Raw genomic sequence first — 17,900 nt, 5'->3', positions numbered from 1 at the left:
CACAGATCCGCCGCCGGTTTCGGGCCACCTCTCGGGGGCGGGCGAACCGGCCGAAATCGGGCTGCCGACCGCTCCTACCCGCGATGGACGTCACCGAACCGAGAGATATTTGTCCGCTTTCGATTGTGACCTGCCGCACTCCGCGCTGTTACGGTGGCAAGTCAGCACGCCGTACCGGTTCGCTGGGTCGAGGATCGAAGCGAGGTTTGTGGAGGTTGTTCGACATGAATGTGGCCCACACGCTGGAGGCCGTGAAGGCGCTCGGGGTACTGCGCAGCCGGGGTGTCACCGATCCGAAGAAGCCGCTGGAGACATTGCGCACGATGCGGGAATCGCGCATCCTCGGCCCCCAGGCGACGCTGATCCGGCACTCCGCGCGGGTAGCGCCGGACGCGCCGGGCATTGTGGACGAGGCGGGCACCCTGACCTACCGCGAACTGGACGACCGGTCGACGGCCGTCGCGCGCGGCCTGCGGGCGGCGGGTATCACCGAAGGCCAGGTGATCGGCCTGCTCGCGCGCGACCACCGCGGGCTGATCATCGCCATGGCCGCGGCGGGCAAACTCGGTGTGCGGGTCGCGTTGATGAACACCGGGTTCGCCAAGCCGCAGTTCGCCGAGGTGTGCGCCCGGGAGAAGGTCAAGGTGGTGTTGCACGACAGCGAATTTCTCGGCCTGCTCGACGCACTGCCCGCCGGCTTGCCGCGCTACCTCACCTGGGTCGACGAGGACGCCACGCTGCCCGAGGGTGCGCAGACGATCGACGACCTGGTCGCCGCCAATTCCACCGAGCCGCTGCCCGCGCCGAGCAAGCCCGGCGGCTTCATCATCTTGACCAGCGGCACCACCGGCCTGCCGAAGGGCGCCCCGCGCACGAAGGTCACTCCGCTGTCCACGGCGCAGATGGTCGACCGCATCCCGTTCCCACGGCGCGGCACTCAGGTGATCGTCTCGCCGATCTTCCACAGCACCGGCCTGGCTACCTGGCTGGTCGGCGCGGCGCTGGCCAACAAGGTGGTGGTGCGCCGCCGGTTCGACGCCGAGGCGACGCTCGCCTTGGTCGCCGAGCACAAAGCCGACATGCTGGTGGCGGTGCCTACGATGCTGCACCGGATGGTCGAACTCGATCCGGCGATCCGGGCGAAGTACGACACGTCCTCGCTGAAGTCGATCGTGCTGGCCGGTTCGGCCCTGTCGCCGGAATTGACGATCAAGGCCACCGAGGCGTTCGGCCCGGTGCTCTACAACCTCTACGGCTCCACCGAATGCGCTGTGGCAACCGTGGCCGCCCCCGAGGATCTCGCGCTCGCGCCCGGCACCGTCGGGCGCGCGCCGATCACCTGCGAGGTGCGGCTCTACGACGACAACGACCAGCGCGTCACCGCCGTCGGCACCACCGGGCGCATCTTCATCCGCAGCGGTGCGCCGTTCGAGGGCTACACCGACGGCAGGCACAAGCAGATCATCGACGGCTATATGGCCAGCGGCGACGTCGGCCACTTCGACGAGAACGGCCTGCTCATGGTGGACGGCCGTGACGACGACATGATCGTGTCCGGCGGCGAGAACGTTTTCCCGCAGGAGGTGGAGAACCTGCTGCTGGAACGACCCGACATCTTCGACGTCGCCGTCGTCGGCGTGGACGACGTGGAATTCGGCAAGCGTCTGCGCGCCTTCGTCGTTGCGGAGCCGGGCTGCTCGCCCGACGGCGAGGAGATCAAGGCGTACGTGCGGAACAACCTCGCGCGCTACAAGGTGCCGCGTGAGGTGGTCTTCCTCGACGACTTGCCGCGCAACGCGACCGGCAAGCTGCTACGCCGTGTGCTGGCGGAGTACGAGGTCGAGGCTTGATGAACACCACCGCGACCGGCCGTCACCAGCGGGTAGCCGCCCGCTGAGATATGTGACACGTCCGGTCGTGGGGTGGCGCGGCCCGCAAGGCGATCTGGCCTTGGTGTGAACGTGATGATCAAGCGGCGACTGGTCAATTCGCTGCGACGGCGGTTTTCGGTGCGCGCCGATGCGGTCGGACGCGTGCAATCGGTCGGCTATCATCGGCGGGTGAGTTACGGGTTCGACCGGTCTGCCGCGGGACGTCGCGGCGCCGTCGCGCGGGTGCGCGGTGGCTCGGCCGGTGCGATCTCGGGGGCCATTTCCGTCGCTGCGCACGGCTGGGCTTCCGGCGGCATGCTGCCGGACACCACCGCGCTGGCCCTGCTCGCCGCCGCGTCCGCCGTGATCGGCGCGCTGGTGGCGGGGCTGGCCCCGCTGCGCGAAACATCGTCAGGGCTGGTCGCGGCGCTGGTCGCCGGGCAGCTGCTCGGGCACCTCGCCATGGGGATCACCTCGGGACATCTCCAGCACGCTGATGCCCAGCTGACTCCGGCCATGCTCGCCGCGCATCTGTGCGCGGCAGTCGTGGCGGCCGTCGTGATCCGAGGCGCGGAAGCCGCGTACCGGATCGGCACCGCGGTGCTGCACCGGGTGCTGCCGCTGCGGCACACCCCGCCCGTCGTCGCGAAACATGTTCCGTTGCGGACGGCCCATCGCGACCGGGTCGTTCTGCGGGTGTTCGCCGCCGAGGCGCTGCGCACCCGCGCTCCGCCGCTCGCGGTCGTTCTCTGATTCTTTCCACACCCGGTGCACGCGTGACCTGAGCGCCGCTCATCCATCACGGTCTCTCATCGTGCAGCGGCAGCCTCGCGCACTCTCGTGCCCACGCCTGAGTGTGCCGACACGACGCCGCTTCCGGGTCGCAAATCCATCTTTCCGCGTGTGGCGGTGCGATCGGGCTCCCTCGAATGAGCGCGCGCACCTCCGGTCGAGGCGGTTGTCGCCGCGGGTGAATCCGTGACGAGCGTCCGACGTATGCGCTTTCGCCGTGGCGGCCCCATGCCCACGGTGACCGAAAGACGGTTGCGCCCGCCCGGGTTCCGTCCGCAGAAAAGAAACGATCGTGAGTACCACAGAAACCATTTCCGACGCCGAGTTATCGGAGCCGTCGGATTCGTCCGGCCCACGCCGGACCACCGCGCGTAACAGCCTGTACGCGCTGGCGATGCGGCTGCACTTCTACGCGGGAGTGTTCGTCGGGCCGTTCATCCTCATCGCCGCCGTCACCGGCGCCCTCTACGCGATATCGCCGACGCTCGAGTCGATTGTGTCGCGTGACCTGTTGACAGTCACCGAGACCGGAACGCCGAAGCCGCTGTCGGAGCAGGTCGGCGCGGCCGTCGCCACCCGGCCGGATCTTCCGCTGGTCGCCGTCGCTCCGGCGGCGGGCGCCGAGGACACCACCCGGGTGTTGTTCAGTGACCCGTCGCTGGGCCAGTCCGAGCGGCGGGCGGTGTTCGTCAACCCGTACACCGCGCAGCCGGTGGGCGATGCCGTCGTGTACGGCAGCTCGGGTGCGCTGCCGATGCGCACCTGGATCGATCGGTTGCACCGGGACCTGCACCTGGGTGAACCGGGCCGGCTCTATAGCGAACTCGCCGCGTGCTGGCTATGGATCGTCGCGCTGGCCGGGCTGGTCATCTGGGTGCGCCGGGTGCGTAGCCGGCGAGCCCGCAACGGCTGGGGCTGGCTGCTGGCGGCCGATCGGTCGCAGCGCGCGCGAGGCCGCACCCTCAACTGGCACGGCGCGGTCGGGATGTGGGTGCTTCCCCTGGTGCTGCTGCTGTCGGCGACGGGCATGACTTGGTCGACCTACGCGGGTGCGAACATCACCGAACTGCGTGCACAGCTCAGCTGGACCACGCCGGCGGTCAGCACCGCACTGCCCGGAACCGTTGCTCCAGGACATGATTCGGGTTCCGAGCACCACAGCGGCAGCCACGCGGAGCACGCGCCTGCCGATCCGGCCGATCGGATCGCCCAGTTGGATCGGGTCTACGCGACCGCCCGCGCCGAAGGCATCACGCAGGCGGCCGAGATCGCCGTCCCGGCCGCGCCGGGCACAGCGTTCGCGGTGAAGGAACGCCGGATACCGGGCAGCTACACCGTCGATTCCGTCGCCGTCGACGGCGCGACCGGCACGGTCACCGATCGTCTGCCCTATGCCGACTGGCCGCTGATGGCCAAGCTCACCAACTGGGGCATCCAGTTCCACATGGGCCTGATGTTCGGGCTGCTCAATCAGTTGTTGCTGCTCGCGGCGATGATCGGGCTGATCACCGTGATCGTGCGCGGCTATCTGATGTGGTGGCGCAGGCGGCCGACCCGCGATGCCGGCCGGTTCGTGCTGGGCCACGCTCCGCGGCGCGGCGCGCTACGCAAGTCGTCGCTGTGGGTAGTCGTGCCGCTGGCAGCCGCCGCGCTGGTGCTCGGCTGGTTCGTCCCGCTGGTCGGGCTGAGCCTGCTCGTCTTCCTCGCGATCGACGTGCTGATCGGCCTCGCCGGACGGATGCGCGCCTCCGCTTAACCACATATCCCCGCTACTTCCACGACCTACCGAACGTCACAGGTATGGCCGTCGCTTCGCCATGCCGTCGAAACCAAGGAATTTCCATGCAGATCACGAAACTAGCCCTCGCCGCCGCGTTCACGACCGCCGCCGTCAGCATCGCCGCGGGCACGAGTTCCGCCGCTCCCGAGACCGCTCCGGTGGACAGCACGTCCGTCGAGGCGACGTCCACCGAGACGGCCGAGGCCGTCGGTTTCACCGCCCACGCCACCGAGACCGCCGGCATCATCAGCATCGATTCCGGCTCGCTGGTGGTCGAGGACCAAGTGCTGAAGATCAAGGCCGCCGACGGCACAGTCGTCGCGGGCACGCCGTTGACCTTCCTGGTCGGCGAGTTCGAATTCCCCATCGCCGCCGAGATTTCCGACCGCACCGCGACGCTGACCCCGCAGTTCGACCTGGCGCACGCGGTCTATCAGCCGGTCGCCCTGCCGTTCGAGGACAAGGCCCCGTGGAAGACGGAATACGACCGTGAGCAGGCGGCCTGGTCCCGGATGACCAGCACCATCTCCATGGGCGCCACCATCGGCACCCTGGTCGGCGGCATCGGCGGCGCGGCGGTGGGCTGCGTACTCGGCGGCATCGCGGGCGCGACCGTTGCCGCCGCCACCATCGTCGGCATGTTCGGCCCGTTCATCCCGGCCGCCGCCGTCGGCTGCCTCGGCGGCATCGCCGCCATCGGCGCCCTCGGCACGGTCGCGGGCCAGATCCTGGTGACGGCCCCAGTCGCCATCGGCGCGGCGATCATGTACTTCAGCACGATCAACTCGCCTTTCCGGGGGCAATGAGCGACCTGGGCGAATAGTCCTGACGCTCACTACCGACAGCTGCCCATTGTCGCAATGCCCTTCTCGAACTGGGCACAGATCAGGTTTCCTGCTGTACAGGAAGCGATGGCCAAGCTCGAACGCTGGGGTGTCACGGTTCTGGTCGGCGACAACGTATACCGCCAGCATGATCCTGGGACGGGTGAACGGTACATAGACCAGTTCCCTTGGGCGCTCGCATGGAAGACCCTGTGGATAAGTGGTCGCGGACATCCTGACTGCGCCACCGGCGCACAGACCCCGGCGACTTCGGAGTCTGTTGAAGTGATTTCCGGCCCGGCATCGAAACCGACTCACTCGCTGCCGGGCCCCGCTTCATCCGATATCCGCAGGCCCAGATCGGTGAGCAGGCCGCGGACGTGTCGTTCGATCTCGGTGCGGATCGCGCGGACGGTGTCGCGGTCTTGTCCGGCGGGATCGTCGAGCTGCCAATCGAGGTAGCGTTTCCCGGGGTAGTAGGGGCATGCGTCGCCGCAGCCCATGGTGATGACGACGTCGGAGGCTTCGACGGCTTCGGGTGTCAGGATCTTCGGTTTCCGGTCGGTGAGGTCTATGCCGATCTCGGTCATCACTTCGGCGACCACCGGGTTGATCTCGTCGGCGGGGGCCGAGCCCGCGGAGCGGACCTCGATGTCGTCCTGAGCGAGGTGGGTGAGCAGGGCGGCGGCCATTTGCGAGCGTCCAGCGTTGTGGACGCAGACGAATAGCACGCTCGGTGTGGCTGGCATCGCGGCCTTTCAGTGAGTGTCGATGGTGTCGCGAGGGATGACGGCGTTGCCGGCAGCGGCGGCCGCGGTGGCCGGGTAGAGGATGGCGACGAGCGCGAGGCCGATCAGTGCGCCGAGAAGTTGGGCGGCGAGATAGCCGGGCACGGAAGCGGGGGCTATTCCGGCGAAGGTGTCGGAGAAGACGCGGCCGATGGTGACGGCGGGGTTGGCGAACGATGTGGAACTGGTGAACCAGTACGCCGCTCCGATGTAGGCGCCCACCGCTGCCGCCGACAGGGCCGCCCGCCCGCTGCGGGCCAGGCCGAAGACGACGGCGATCAGTCCGGCGGTGGCGACGACTTCCGCGATCACATGACCGGTGGAAACCCGATGGTGGGTGGAGATCTGCATCGCGGGTCGATCGAACATGACGTTGGCGAGGACCGCGCCGACGACGGCTCCGGTGGTTTGAGCCGCGATATACGCGGGAAGGTCCCGGCCGCGGAGACCGGCGCCGTGGCGTCGCCCCAAGAGCCAGTCCACTACGGAGACAACGGGATTGAAGTGAGCGCCGGACACCGGCCCGAAGAGCAGGATCAGCACCGCGAGTCCGAGAACGGTGGCGGTGGAGTTCTCCAGTAGCTGCACGCCGATGTCATCGGGTGACAGTTGCTGGGCGGCGATGCCGGAGCCGACGACGACGGCGACGAGTAGGGCGGTGCCGAGGAATTCGGCCAGTAGCCGCCGCGCCAGGTCGCTCATCGCGCCGCGTCCGCGACGGTGCTGTCGAGCAGGCGGGACAACTGCCGCAGCGCGGTGGGTTCGATGCGGTAGTACACCCAGGACCCGCGCCGCTCGCTGCTGAGCAGACCGGCTTCGCGCAGCACCTTCAGATGATGGGAAATGGTCGGCTGGCTGACATCGAAGCCTTCCGACAGGTCGCACACGCACGCCTCCCGCCCGGCATGGCCGGCCACCACCGACAGCAGCCGCAACCGGATCGGGTCCGACAGCGCTTTGAACACGCAGGCCAGCTCGGTGGCGGCCGCGACGGTCAGCGGTTGGCGGATCATCGGCGTGACCTCACACGATGGTTCGGTCACGCCGACGAGCGGTAACTCCTGTTTCGACACAGATCTATATTGATGTGCATCGAATCCATGAGCAAGCAAACACCCGGTGAACGCTGCCCGGGGTCAGTGGCAGCAGGTGGCGCCCGAGGCGATCGCCTCCTTCTCGGCGGCCGAACCACAGCAGGCGCCCTCGGCGACAGCGTTGTCGGCGGTGCCGCAGCAGGCTTGGACCGCCGCGGCGTCAGGACGCTCGGCCGCATCGCCGGTTTCCGGTGCGGTACCGAAGGTTTCGCTGTCGGCCAGCACGGTGTAGACCTCCCAGCGCTCGGAGTCCGGGGCGGTGACCCAGACCTTGTCCTGGGTGGCGAAGCAACAGGTCGTGGCGATCTGCTCTTCGGTGCACAACCCGGCTTCCGACAGGCGGGCGATCTCGGCGTGCACCCGGTCGGACGTTTCGACCTCGACGCCGAGGTGGTTGACGCCGCCACCGTGGCCGGGGTTCTCGATCAGCACGAGTTTCAGCGGCGGATCGGCGACAGCGAAGTTGGCGTAGCCGGGCTTGCGCTTGGCGGGCTCGGTTCGGAACAGGGTCGAGTAGAACCGCACGGCCTGGTCGATGTCGTCGACGTCGAGGGCGAGCTGGATACGGGACATGACTACCTCCAGTTGTGTGACATATATCGAAGAACCTCTTCGGTGCTGAGTCTGCCACCTTTTCGACATATGTCAACAAAGTCGGTAGAGTCGACCGCATGCCCAAGACACTGCCCATGATCGACATGTCCGCCCCGGTCTGCTGCACGCCGGTCGCGGCCGGGCCGATCGACGACGACGCCGCGCTGGCGGTGGCGCTGCGATTGAAAGCGATCGCCGATCCGGCGCGGGTCAAGCTGCTGTCACTGCTGCTGACCAGCACTTCCGACGAGGAGAACGGCGGCGACCTCGCCGCAGCGGTGGGACTGTCGGAGTCGACGGTCAGTCATCACCTCGGCCAGCTGCGCAAAGCCGGGCTCGTGGAATCCGAACGGCGTGGCATGAACACCTTTCACCGCGCTCGCCGGGACGCCCTCTCGGCCTTGTGCTTCGTCCTCGACCCCAACTGCTGCCGCTGAACCTTCGAGATCAACGGCACATGGCGGAAAGGCGCGGTCATGTGCCGTTGATCTCGAGCTCACTTCGGGAGGGCGGTGACGCACTCGTACATGTGGCCGTCGAAGGAGGTCATGGGTGCCACACTCCACAGCATTCCGGTTTCTTCGAGGCTGGGGGTGTAGATTTCGCCGCCGGTGCTGGTGAAGTAGCCGAACGAGGTTCCGGTGAATTTCTTGTCCGTCGAGTTCAGGTATTCCGACATCACGTCGACGAAAGCGGAGAATCGCGCCGAGTCACTGGATTCCTGCTCCGCGACCGTGGCGGCGTTCTGCGACCAGTCGTCGTATTGCTCCATCAGTGCGCCGGAGGGCGCGGGTGTGCCCGATGGGAAAGCGATGGCCTCGTAGATCCGGGACCGGTCCCGGAACCCGGACAGCGTCCAATAGATCGAGGACGCGTCGCCACGATCGGTGCTGTCGACATCCGACATGTGGCACACGCCGTACGCACGCACGTCCAGTCGCAAGCCGAACCGGCTCAACCAGCCCGGTAGCGCGTCTTCGAATTGGCTCAGGCATGCCTGGTCGTCGTTTCCGTCTTCTTCTGCCTCGGTTGCGGCCATCAGGCAGGCGAGCTGGTACGCGCCGTACGCGTCGTCCCTTCCGCCGCCGTTGGAGGCCGGCATGCGTTTCCGCATGGCCTCGGGATCTCGCTTCTCGCTTCGGGTGGGCATCTCGAAAATCTCGACCTTCTTCATTTCGCACCCTCCTTCAGTCGATGGTCCGGTGCGGTCACCCGTCGCAGGGGTGATTGCCGCAGCAGCAACAATCGCGCTTCGCGTTCACCTATGTCCTCGCACGTTTCGGGTGGTCCTCGTATTCGACCCGAATGGGCAGCGGACGCTGGGCAGGAGTGTCCGGCGGCGTATCGGGCGACGAGCAGCGGCACGGACGGCCCGGTCATCGCAGGTTCGCCAGACGCACCGCGCATCGAATTCCGCTGCATGGCAGTCGAATCCGATGATCGACAGATGGACGTCGCGACCGAACGCGCCCTGCCGCAACATCCGAATCGACGGTGCGGGACGATCCGGACCGTGGCTGCCCCGGCGAGCTCCGCACCTCTCGGCCGGCAGGCGAAACGCTGCCGGGAATGATCCGGCGTCGGCGTATCGACGGACGCTTCGCGGCACCTGGAGCGGGACCGCCGCCTGTTTGTCCCCCGACCACCCGGGTAAGCGACCAATGTCCCGAGTCGCCCCCAAGGGAGCGCTTGTCAACCGAGAGACGCCCGCCCGCGAATGGTGCGGTGGGCGAGGAAAGGGGTAGCAAGTGAGCACAATGGCCGCCACGGTGGACGTCGAGGTTCCGGTTCGCACCGCCTACAACCAGTGGACACAGTTCGAGTCGTTTCCGCAGTTCATGGAGGGTGTCGAAGCGGTACAGCAGATCGATGACCGGCATATGCACTGGCGTGTCCATGTCGGCCCGTCGACGCGGGAGTTCGACGCGACCATCACCGAGCAGCATCCCGACGAACGCGTCGCCTGGAAGTCCGACAGCGGGCCCAAGCACGCGGGCGTCGTCACCTTCCATCGGCTCGACGACACCCACACCAGGGTGACCGCGCAGATGGACGTCGACCCCGAAGGGTTCGTGGAGAACGTCGCCGACAAACTCGGTGTGCTGAAGCACCGGGTGAACGGCGACCTGGAGCGCTTCAAGCACTTCATCGAACACCAGGGCAGCGAGACCGGCGCTTGGCGCGGTGACATCCCGCGCCCGGATGCCGGGAGCACCGCCGCGGAGCGCGGCACGGCCCGCCGCCCAGGCGCGGGCCCGACCGGCACGCCGGGCGTCGGCGGAACCGGCATGCCCGGCGTCGGCGGAACCGGTACCCCGGGTACCGGCGGAACCGGCACCGGTGGACCGGGCACGTGGCCCGGCGGCACAGGCACCCCCGGCGTCTGACCCGTGCGACAACCGGCGCCCCCTGGGAAGTCTCCCAGGGGGCGTCGTTCGTCTCAGGCGGAGCCGGGCTCCTCATCGGCGGGCTCGGCCGGATGCGATTGCGGCGGCACCTGGACCGGGCGCAGCAGCACCCAGGCCACGAAGGCCAGTGCCACCACGCCCATGCCGAGCCCGGCCCACAGATTCACGTTCACCCCGCCGGTTTTGGCCTGATCGGCGGCGGTGTCGTGCACCAGGCCCGTGACGACGAGAACGATGGCGTAGCAGCCGAGCAAGCCGCCGACGATGGTGCGGATATCGAAAAGCATGGCGGCGGTTCCTTATCCGACGACGATGTTGAGCAGGATGACGAGCACGAGCGCGATGCCCGCCAGCAGGACCGGGCGCTGATACCAGGGCAACGTGCCCGCTTCCGGATCGGTGCGCACTTCCTTCGGCGTCTCCGAGTACACCAGCCCGATCAGGTCCGCCGCCGGTTTCGGCCGGGTCACCTGAGTGACGGCGACGCTGACGACGATGTCGACCACGAACGCGACACCGGCCGCGACGAAGCTCGCTCCCTGGCCGGACAGCTCGAAGACCTTCGTCTCGTGCAGGATGAAAACGACGATGGCGGAAGCGGTCCCGCAGACCAGTCCCATCCAGCCCGCGGCCGGGGTCATCCGTTTCCAGAACATGCCGAGGATGAACGTGGCGAACAGCGGCGCGTTGAAGAAGCTGAACAACGTCTGCAGGTAGTCCATCATGTTGCTGAACCCGGAGGCGATGAACGCGGTGAAAATCGCGGCCACGGTCGCGCCGATAGTCGCCAGCCTGCCCACGTCGAGGTAGTAGCCGTCCGGCCGGTCGCGCCGCACGTACTGCTGCCACAGGTCGTAGCTGAAGACCGTGTTGAACGCGGAGACGTTGGCCGCCATGCCCGCCATGAACGCCGCGAGCAGACCGGCCAGCCCCACCCCGAGCAGGCCGTTGGGCAGTACGTCCTTCATCAGGTACAGCAGCGCCTGGTTGTAGGTGGTGTCGCTCTCGAAGTCCGGATTCGCGGTCACCGCAGCCTTGTACTCCGCCATCTGCGGCACCAGCACCGCGCTGATCATGCCGGGGACGACGACGATCAACGGGATGAACATCTTCGGGTAGGCGCCGATGATCGGGGTGCGCCGCGCCGCCGAGATGGAGTGCGTCGCCATCGCGCGCTGCACCTCGACGAAGTTCGTGGTCCAGTACCCGAAGGACAGCACGAATCCGAGACCGAACACGATGCCGAGGACGGACAGGACATTGTTGGAAAATCCGCTGAGCGCGTTGCCGGGCCACGACTCCAGCTGCGCCGCGCCGCCCGGCGAGGCGGTCACCTTCTCGCGCAGCCCGTCCCAACCCCCGACCCGGTGCAACCCGACCAGGGTGAGCGGCAGCAGCGCGGCCACGATGACGAAGAACTGGAGCACCTCGTTGTAGATCGCCGCCGACAGACCGCCGAGGGTGATGTAGGACAGCACGATCACCGCGGCCACGATCACCGAGACCCACAGCGGCCACCCCAGCAGCACGTTCACGATGGACCCGAGCAGATACAGGTTGACTCCGGCGATGAGTATCTGCGCGATGGCGAAGCTCAGCGCGTTCACGAGATGCGCTCCGGTGCCGAACCGGCGGCGCATGAACTCCGGCACGCTGCGCACCTTGGAGCCGTAGTAGAACGGCATCATCACCACGCCGAGGAACAGCATGGCGGGCACCGCCCCGATCCAGAAGTAATGGAAGGTCGGGAACCCGTACTGCGCGCCGTTGGCGGACATGCCCATGATCTCCACGGCGCCGAGATTGGCGGAGATGAACGCCAGGCCGGTCACCCAGGCGGGCAGCGAGCGCCCGGACAGGAAGAAGTCGATGCTGGAGGACACCCGCTGTCGGGCCAGAAGGCCGATGCCGAGCACGAACACGAAATACATCGCCACCAGCGCGTAATCCACGGGCTGCGCGTCCAGGCGGAGGGTCTCGGCGGCTTCCAGATGTGGTGGTGAGGCGGCCGGATGCAGGCCGGGCACGGCAGCGAGAACGGACGGATCGACGAGCGGCACAGCGTTCCTCCTGGCGGTGAAACCGGGGCGGCGAGACAGGTCGTGCGAGAGCTGCGTCGTGCTGGTCCTGCCCGGCGCGCGCGACCTTCTCGTCGCCCGCCGAATGGTGTCGGCAGACACCACTTTGCGCGATCATGCCCTACCGGCGTGGCACATTCGCGCACAAAGCCGCTCAAACGATCCGGTGCGCTCCGGCGGCGGGAAACACTACGAACGCGCGCGGATCGGGCAGTCCCGCATCGGCGAAGCGCTGTCGCACCGAATCCGTCACCGCCTCGGTGCGGTCCCGATCGACGAGCGCGACAACGCTGCCGCCGAACCCGCCGCCGACCATCCGCGCGCCGTGCGCCCCGGCCGCCAGCGCGGCGTCGACCGCCGCGTCGAGAGCCGGGGTGGACACCTCGAAGTCGTCCCGCAGCGAGGCATGACCAGCGGTCAGGATCGGGCCGATATCCCGGGGGTCGTCGCCTGCGCGCAATTTTTCGGCAACCGCGAGGACCCTGGCGTTCTCCGTCACCACGTGTCCGGCGCGGCGGCGCAGCACGTCGTCGGCGATCCGGGCGGTTTCCGCCGCGGACGCCACGTCCCGCAACGTCGCGACGCCGAGCGCCTCGGCCGCCGCCGCGCATTGCGCGCGGCGCTCGGCGTAACGGCCGTCGGCCAAATCGTGCGGCTGGCCGGTATCGAGCACCAGCAATTCGAGGCCGAAAGCGCCCAGGTCGAAGGGGATCTGCTCGTGACCGGTCCCGCGCGGCGCGCCGGTGTCGGCGGCGAATGCCCGCACGTCCAGCAGCAGCGCGTGCCCGGCGGTGCACAGCATCGCGGCCGACTGGTCGAGCAATCCGGTCGGCGCGCCGACGTAGTCGTTCTCGGCGGCGCGCGCCACGTCGATCAGTGTGCGGTCGGTCGAGGCGGGCGCGAACAGATCGCGCAGCGCGACCGCTACCGCGCAGGACAGCGCCGCCGAGGACGACAGCCCCGCGCCGATCGGGACCGCCCCGTCGAGCTCCAGATCGACGCCGGGAATCCGGTGTCCGCGCCGGGTGAACTCGGCGACCACGCCGAGTGGATAGCGGGCCCATCCCGGCACCCGCGCCCGCTGTGCGGCGAGGTCGGATACCGCGACGAGCACCGGCTCGCCGGGCCGCTGCCGCGAACCGACCCGCACCAGCCCGTCGGCGCGCGCCGCCGCGGCGCACCGCACCACCAGCGGCACCGCGATCGGCAAGACGTAGCCGTCGTTGTAGTCGGTGTGCTCACCGATGATGTTGACCCGCCCCGGCGCCGCCCATGTCCGCACACTCGCTCCTCGCTGTCCTGGTCGGTGCCAGGGTACGAGACACGCCGTCCGAACATGGTTTTCGGCCGGTTGGCTGCGGGATCGCCGTTCATGCCGCACAGTCGAATCGGATGCGAGACCGGCCTGCGACTTCTGGCGGCCGCGTCGGATCGGGAGGGCACCATGACGCACGACACCTCACGCGGCGACCTCCGCGCGCGACCGCGCCCGGAGCGGCCGCGGCCTGCGCTGGAGCGGCCGTTCCCGGCGCCGCTGACCATCGAGATCGGCGCGGCGACCGGATCGGGACCGACCGCCCTGTCGGCGTTCGACGCGGCGTTGCGCGACCTCGGGGTGGGTGAGGCGAATCTCATCCGGTTGTCGTCGGTGATCCCGCCGCGCGCCACCGTCGAACGCACCGGCCGGGTGCGCACGCCGATCCCGTGGGGCGACCGGCTCTACTGTGTGTACGCGGTGCGGCACGCGTCCGGACGCGGCTCGACCGCCGCCGCGGGCATCGGCTGGGCCCTGCGCGACGACGGTTCCGGCGCGGGGCTGTTCGTCGAGCACGAGGCCGACACCAGCGACGAAGTCGCCGCCCTGATCCACGCCAGCCTGGCGGACATGACCCGCCACCGCGGCGACTGTTTCGGCCCGGTCCAGCTGTGCACGGTGGAGACCACTTGCACGGGCGACCCGGCATGCGCGCTGGTCCTCGCCGCATATCACACCGTGCCGTGGGATCCGCGATGAGCGAGATCACCGTGACCGTCGAGACCACGATCCCGCAGGAGCGGATCGCGATGTTCCACCGCCTCTATGAGGAGGCGTTCGGCCCGCTGCGCGCGAAAGCCATCGCGCGGCAGGTGCTGCATCCCGAGGAGTTCCAGGCGGAGATGGTGGATCCGCGCGTGCAGAAGTATGTGGCGCACGCCGACGGCGAGCCGATCGGCGTAACCACGTTGACCAGGCATCTGGAAACCGTGCCGTGGATCAGTCCGGACTATTTCGCGGCCCGCTACCCCGAACACGCGGCGCGCGACGCGATTTACTACGCGGGTTTCACCCTTGTTACGCCAAGTGCCCGCCAAGGGGCGGCGTTCCATGCCATGATCAAATCAGTTGTCCAGATATTGGTTGCCGAGCGCGCTGCGGTCGGTTGGGACATCTGCTCGTACAACAACACTCGGTTCTCGTTCGCCGACAGCATCCGGGCGGTGCTCGACGAACAGGCGAACGTCGAAGTCGCGGTGGAGGATTCCCAGATCTATTACGCGGCCCGGTTCACCGGGGATGGAGCGACCAAGGGGGGCTGATGACACCCACGGAACAGTCACAGACCAGCTGTCGGCTCAGCATCGGATCGGGCTGGTACGCGGTGCTTCTGGGGGGAAGCGGGGCCGCGATCGCGGTCCACCTCGCGCTGGACTCCCACGTGGTGGCGCTGGTGACGATGACGATCATCGTCGGCGAGACCCTCGCCATGATCGCCGTCGGCGTGGCCACGCACCGGCCCGCGCGCCCGTTGCCGTGGTATCTGCTGTCCGGCTCGGCGGTACTGTTCGCCACGGGCACCACCCTGCGCGACCTCGGCGACCACACGATGCACCCGCTCGACGACGCGTGCACCCTGCTCGGTTATCTGGGCGTCGGGCTCGCCGCGCTGATCTGGCTGTGGCCGCGCCAGGTGCACGGCAACTACGACCTGGTCCTGGATTCGGCCCTGATCGGGCTCGGCGCGCTGCTGGCCTCCTGGACCTTCCTCATCTCCCCCATCCTGCAGACCACCACGACCGGGCTGGACACCCTGGTGGCGGCGACCTACCCGGTGCTCGACGCATTGCTGCTCACCTTGGTGGCGCACTCGATGGCGACCTCCACGCGCGCGGAGACCTCGCTGTGGCTGCTGCACGCCGGACTCGTCGCGATGCTGCTCGGCGATCTGGGCTACAGCCTGGAAGCCGCGGGCGCGACCGTGTTCGGGCGCGAAGTGCTCATGGCTCCCTTGCTCGCCGCGTACGCCACCGTGGGGGTCGCCGCGTTGCACCCGACCATGACCACGCTCGGCATGCCGCGACGCATCCACCCGCACCACTCCAGGCAGCGCGCCAGCCTGATCGCGATCGCGCTGATCGTGGCCTCGCTGGTTCCGGTGGTCGGGTCGAGCCTGCGCCCGCTCGACCGCGCGGTGGTGTCGTCGCTGTTCGCGCTGCTGCTGATCGGCATGCTGGTGCGCAGCGAGCGCGCGATCGTGCGCAGCGCCCGCAGCGAGCGACGCGCGCAGTACCAGGCCGATCACGACGTACTCACCGGACTGCTGAACCGGGCCGCGCTGCTGCGCGCGCTGCGGCAGCACCGCGAACAGTGCGCCGAGCAACCGATCTCGCTGCTGTTCATCGATCTCGACGGCTTCAAGCGGGTCAACGACAGCTACGGGCACGCCGTCGGCGACGAACTCCTCTCGACAGCGGCAGACCGGATCCGGCGGGTGGTGCCCCACCAGCACGTGGTGACCCGCTACGGCGGTGACGAATTCGTCGTGCTCGCCGGGCTCGCCCGGCCGGAGGCCGGCGTGCTGGCCGAGCGGCTACTGGGCGCGTTCGTCCGGCCGTTCGGGTTGAGCGCGGGCGAGATACCGATCACCGCGAGCGTGGGTGTGGCGTGCGTCGGTCCGCGCAGCTCGGACACCGACCTGCACAGCCTGCTCCGGGACGCCGACACGGCCATGTACCACGCGAAGCAGTACGCGCTCGGCTACGCGTTCCACGATGACGCGCGGCGCCCGCCCCCCGACACCAAGCGCCGGATCTGGCGCACCGCGGTCCGATCCGCCAGTTCCGCGGTCTGACTGGTCGGACTCAGTCGCTCAGCTCGTTCAGCAGGCGCCTGGCCTCCTCGAGTTCGGCCTGTAACTGCTGCACCTTGGCCTCCTGCACCCCGCGCACGGCATCCAGAACCCCCGCGACCACTTCGGCGACCTCGGGATGCAGGATCTTCGCCGCCTGCGCCACCGCGGAACCGGCCACCGGCAGGCCGCGCAGGGTGCGCTTCTTCCCGCTGACCACGTCGATCGACCACTCGCCGTCGGCGGTGCCGGTGAGCGTCACGGTGACCTCGGGCGCCTTGGCCTTGCGGGCAGCGGTCGCTTTGGCGGGTTTGGGCGCCGGGGCCTGCTTGGCCGTGCTGTCGGCTCGGCTCGCTTCCCCGGCCGCCGCGGGCCTCGCGGTGGCCGACGGCGCGGGGGCGCTCGGCTTCGCGGGCTCGATCGTGGTGCTCGTCGTGGTCGACGACTGCGTCACAGGAGATTCCTTCCTTGTTGTCGACTTCTGCTGGGCGGTGGCGCCCGCCGCCCCTCGCGGCGGCTTGGTCAAGGTCACCTCGGTGGGAGAGAAGGACAGTACATCCTTCGATCCGGTCGGCCGGACCTGGAGGAAGTCACCGTCGGTAGGGTCGCCGAGCGCGATCACCTTGCCCGAGCGCCCCTCCGGCACGCCGACCGCGGCGGCGGTGAACCACACCATGGGCGGGCTGCCACCGGCGATGTCCGCGGCGATCTGCTGAATCTCGCTGTCCGACAAGGGCTGCGGCTTGGTTCGTGGGGACGACATGGGTAACTCCGAGCGATTTCGTGGTTGGCTGCGTGCACAGATGATGCCGCACGACGCCGACACATTCGCGGGCCACCGTCGAATCGGGTCGGCGGACGGCAACGTTCGAGCATCCAGCGAACAATGGGCAACAAGAGAAACGATGAATTTTCGCCTTGCTGCTCGGCAACTGTCTCGGCGGCGCGATCTCGCTGCGCTACGCCGTGGATCATCTGGATCAGCCGGCCGAACCCGGCCGTCTCCCTGATCGTCGGCAATCAGCCCGGCCTTGCGGCCGGGACCGACGCAACCGGCACGAGCCGCGCGTGCGGGCGCACTGGGCCGATCGGGGCAGGCTGCAAACCCGGCACGGATTGATGCGGGATCTCCCGCCCTCCCGCGCGTTGGGCACCTTCGACGTGCCCGCAGGTTTCCCGCCGACCCGCACGATCTGGGGGCGGCTGGGCCGCGCTCAGAGCGGAGCCGCGGTCGGGAACAGTTCGGCGAAAGTGGCCGAGTGCACTCCGCACCCGGCGCACTCGAACACCACGCCCATGTCGAGCATCCAGTGGATGCGGGTATGACAGGTCTCGCACAGGAAATCCACACCGGCCCGGTGGCAGCAGGACCGTTTACGGATGAACCATTCCGCGCGATGACGGCAGGGCACGGAATCGAAGCGGAACGTGCATTTCGGCGCGGCGGGCAACTCGGCGACGACGGCATCGAAAGCCGTTGTGACCGTAGGGGTGATCACAGCAGATACCTTCCGGCGGAGCAGGGGGGAGAACGAGCGGTGCGGCGGCGCCTTCACCCCCTGGAT

The 17,900-nt window shown here is 68.5% G+C and carries 18 protein-coding genes and 1 pseudogene; 9 read left to right on the top strand and 10 right to left on the bottom strand.

What is annotated here, in order from left to right; translation table 11 throughout:
* The first annotated feature begins 224 nt into the window (after positions 1-224).
* The 4 genes from ACT89H_RS00385 (at position 225) to ACT89H_RS00370 (ending at position 5,249) form a co-directional block, all read left to right on the top strand.
* A complete protein-coding gene (locus ACT89H_RS00385; RefSeq protein ID WP_445106450.1) occupies positions 225-1,850 on the top strand; it encodes an acyl-CoA synthetase in 1,626 nt (541 codons plus the stop codon).
* 210 nt (positions 1,851-2,060) lie between these two features.
* Positions 2,061-2,624, top strand: a complete 564-nt coding sequence (locus ACT89H_RS00380; RefSeq protein ID WP_445106449.1) for a hypothetical protein — start codon at positions 2,061-2,063, stop codon at positions 2,622-2,624.
* Between the two features lie 331 nt (positions 2,625-2,955).
* Positions 2,956-4,419: a PepSY-associated TM helix domain-containing protein gene (locus tag ACT89H_RS00375; protein WP_445106448.1), complete on the top strand. Its 1,464-nt coding sequence runs from the start codon at positions 2,956-2,958 to the stop codon at positions 4,417-4,419.
* Between the two features lie 86 nt (positions 4,420-4,505).
* Positions 4,506-5,249, top strand: coding sequence for a DUF8020 domain-containing protein (locus ACT89H_RS00370; RefSeq protein WP_445106447.1), 744 nt, complete (start codon positions 4,506-4,508; stop codon positions 5,247-5,249).
* Positions 5,250-5,581: 332 nt separating this feature from the next.
* Here the strand turns inward: ACT89H_RS00370 and ACT89H_RS00365 are convergent, their stop codons facing one another.
* The 4 genes from ACT89H_RS00365 to ACT89H_RS00350 all read right to left on the bottom strand — a co-directional run bounded on the left by ACT89H_RS00365 (position 5,582) and on the right by ACT89H_RS00350 (position 7,722).
* A complete protein-coding gene (locus tag ACT89H_RS00365) occupies positions 5,582-6,016 on the bottom strand; it encodes an arsenate reductase ArsC (protein ID WP_445106446.1) in 435 nt (144 codons plus the stop codon).
* Positions 6,017-6,025: 9 nt separating this feature from the next.
* On the bottom strand, positions 6,026-6,757 hold the full coding sequence (locus ACT89H_RS00360; protein ID WP_445106445.1) for an aquaporin: 732 nt from the start codon (positions 6,755-6,757) through the stop codon (positions 6,026-6,028).
* Complete coding sequence (locus ACT89H_RS00355) at positions 6,754-7,128, bottom strand: ArsR/SmtB family transcription factor (protein ID WP_445106444.1); 375 nt, start codon at positions 7,126-7,128, stop codon at positions 6,754-6,756. Before ACT89H_RS00355 ends, ACT89H_RS00360 begins: the two co-directional genes overlap by 4 nt.
* Before the next feature lie 63 nt (positions 7,129-7,191).
* Positions 7,192-7,722: an ArsI/CadI family heavy metal resistance metalloenzyme gene (locus ACT89H_RS00350; protein ID WP_445106443.1), complete on the bottom strand. Its 531-nt coding sequence runs from the start codon at positions 7,720-7,722 to the stop codon at positions 7,192-7,194.
* A 98-nt stretch (positions 7,723-7,820) separates the two neighbouring features.
* Here ACT89H_RS00350 and ACT89H_RS00345 point away from each other — a divergent pair, with 98 nt between their 5' ends.
* Complete coding sequence (locus ACT89H_RS00345; protein ID WP_445106442.1) at positions 7,821-8,180, top strand: Rv2640c family ArsR-like transcriptional regulator; 360 nt, start codon at positions 7,821-7,823, stop codon at positions 8,178-8,180.
* Between the two features lie 59 nt (positions 8,181-8,239).
* Here the strand turns inward: ACT89H_RS00345 and ACT89H_RS00340 are convergent, their stop codons facing one another.
* Complete coding sequence (locus tag ACT89H_RS00340; RefSeq protein ID WP_445106441.1) at positions 8,240-8,917, bottom strand: hypothetical protein; 678 nt, start codon at positions 8,915-8,917, stop codon at positions 8,240-8,242.
* A 574-nt stretch (positions 8,918-9,491) separates the two neighbouring features.
* Between ACT89H_RS00340 and ACT89H_RS00335 the strand changes: the two are divergent.
* A pseudogene (locus ACT89H_RS00335) lies at positions 9,492-9,947 on the top strand (SRPBCC family protein); the annotation flags it as partial.
* Positions 9,948-10,183: 236 nt separating this feature from the next.
* On the opposite strand, the gene ACT89H_RS00330 reads toward ACT89H_RS00335, so the two are convergent.
* The 3 genes from ACT89H_RS00330 to galK all read right to left on the bottom strand — a co-directional run bounded on the left by ACT89H_RS00330 (position 10,184) and on the right by galK (position 13,511).
* Positions 10,184-10,438, bottom strand: a complete 255-nt coding sequence (locus ACT89H_RS00330; protein ID WP_445106440.1) for a hypothetical protein — start codon at positions 10,436-10,438, stop codon at positions 10,184-10,186.
* Between the two features lie 12 nt (positions 10,439-10,450).
* A complete protein-coding gene (locus ACT89H_RS00325; protein WP_445107314.1) occupies positions 10,451-12,082 on the bottom strand; it encodes a sodium:solute symporter family protein in 1,632 nt (543 codons plus the stop codon).
* A 301-nt stretch (positions 12,083-12,383) separates the two neighbouring features.
* The gene (gene galK, locus ACT89H_RS00320) at positions 12,384-13,511 is read right to left on the bottom strand and encodes a galactokinase (protein WP_445106439.1); all 1,128 of its coding nucleotides are present in this window, start codon (positions 13,509-13,511) and stop codon (positions 12,384-12,386) included.
* Between the two features lie 90 nt (positions 13,512-13,601).
* On the opposite strand from galK, the gene ACT89H_RS00315 reads away from it, so the two are divergent.
* The 3 genes from ACT89H_RS00315 to ACT89H_RS00305 are packed head-to-tail and all read left to right on the top strand — an operon-like array spanning position 13,602 to position 16,338.
* Positions 13,602-14,243, top strand: coding sequence for a pyruvoyl-dependent arginine decarboxylase (locus tag ACT89H_RS00315; protein WP_445106438.1), 642 nt, complete (start codon positions 13,602-13,604; stop codon positions 14,241-14,243).
* Positions 14,240-14,806 (top strand): hypothetical protein, encoded by a 567-nt coding sequence (locus ACT89H_RS00310; RefSeq protein WP_445106437.1) that lies wholly within the window; start codon positions 14,240-14,242, stop codon positions 14,804-14,806. The genes ACT89H_RS00315 and ACT89H_RS00310 overlap by 4 nt, the downstream gene beginning before the upstream one ends.
* Positions 14,806-16,338: a diguanylate cyclase domain-containing protein gene (locus tag ACT89H_RS00305; protein ID WP_445106436.1), complete on the top strand. Its 1,533-nt coding sequence runs from the start codon at positions 14,806-14,808 to the stop codon at positions 16,336-16,338. Before ACT89H_RS00310 ends, ACT89H_RS00305 begins: the two co-directional genes overlap by 1 nt.
* Before the next feature lie 10 nt (positions 16,339-16,348).
* Here ACT89H_RS00305 and ACT89H_RS00300 read toward each other — a convergent pair whose 3' ends face one another.
* Both ACT89H_RS00300 and ACT89H_RS00295 read right to left on the bottom strand, forming a co-directional pair.
* The gene (locus ACT89H_RS00300; RefSeq protein ID WP_445106435.1) at positions 16,349-17,098 is read right to left on the bottom strand and encodes a DUF6319 family protein; all 750 of its coding nucleotides are present in this window, start codon (positions 17,096-17,098) and stop codon (positions 16,349-16,351) included.
* Between the two features lie 451 nt (positions 17,099-17,549).
* Positions 17,550-17,834: a hypothetical protein gene (locus ACT89H_RS00295; protein WP_445106434.1), complete on the bottom strand. Its 285-nt coding sequence runs from the start codon at positions 17,832-17,834 to the stop codon at positions 17,550-17,552.
* Between the last annotated feature and the right edge of the window lie 66 nt (positions 17,835-17,900).

This window comes from Nocardia aegles (assembly GCF_052545135.1).
This window is presented reverse-complemented; position numbering and strand designations above follow the sequence as displayed.

Coding starts and splice junctions, on each gene's coding strand:
- ACT89H_RS00385 (WP_445106450.1), top strand. CDS start 225: ATGAATGTGGCCCACACGCTGGAGGCCGTGAAGGCGCTCGGGGTACTG.
- ACT89H_RS00370 (WP_445106447.1), top strand. CDS start 4,506: ATGCAGATCACGAAACTAGCCCTCGCCGCCGCGTTCACGACCGCCGCC.
- ACT89H_RS00365 (WP_445106446.1), bottom strand. CDS start 6,016: ATGCCAGCCACACCGAGCGTGCTATTCGTCTGCGTCCACAACGCTGGA.
- ACT89H_RS00360 (WP_445106445.1), bottom strand. CDS start 6,757: ATGAGCGACCTGGCGCGGCGGCTACTGGCCGAATTCCTCGGCACCGCC.
- ACT89H_RS00350 (WP_445106443.1), bottom strand. CDS start 7,722: ATGTCCCGTATCCAGCTCGCCCTCGACGTCGACGACATCGACCAGGCC.
- ACT89H_RS00345 (WP_445106442.1), top strand. CDS start 7,821: ATGCCCAAGACACTGCCCATGATCGACATGTCCGCCCCGGTCTGCTGC.
- ACT89H_RS00340 (WP_445106441.1), bottom strand. CDS start 8,917: ATGAAGAAGGTCGAGATTTTCGAGATGCCCACCCGAAGCGAGAAGCGA.
- ACT89H_RS00330 (WP_445106440.1), bottom strand. CDS start 10,438: ATGCTTTTCGATATCCGCACCATCGTCGGCGGCTTGCTCGGCTGCTAC.
- ACT89H_RS00325 (WP_445107314.1), bottom strand. CDS start 12,082: ATGTATTTCGTGTTCGTGCTCGGCATCGGCCTTCTGGCCCGACAGCGG.
- ACT89H_RS00315 (WP_445106438.1), top strand. CDS start 13,602: ATGCCGCACAGTCGAATCGGATGCGAGACCGGCCTGCGACTTCTGGCG.
- ACT89H_RS00310 (WP_445106437.1), top strand. CDS start 14,240: ATGAGCGAGATCACCGTGACCGTCGAGACCACGATCCCGCAGGAGCGG.
- ACT89H_RS00305 (WP_445106436.1), top strand. CDS start 14,806: ATGACACCCACGGAACAGTCACAGACCAGCTGTCGGCTCAGCATCGGA.
- ACT89H_RS00300 (WP_445106435.1), bottom strand. CDS start 17,098: ATGTCGTCCCCACGAACCAAGCCGCAGCCCTTGTCGGACAGCGAGATT.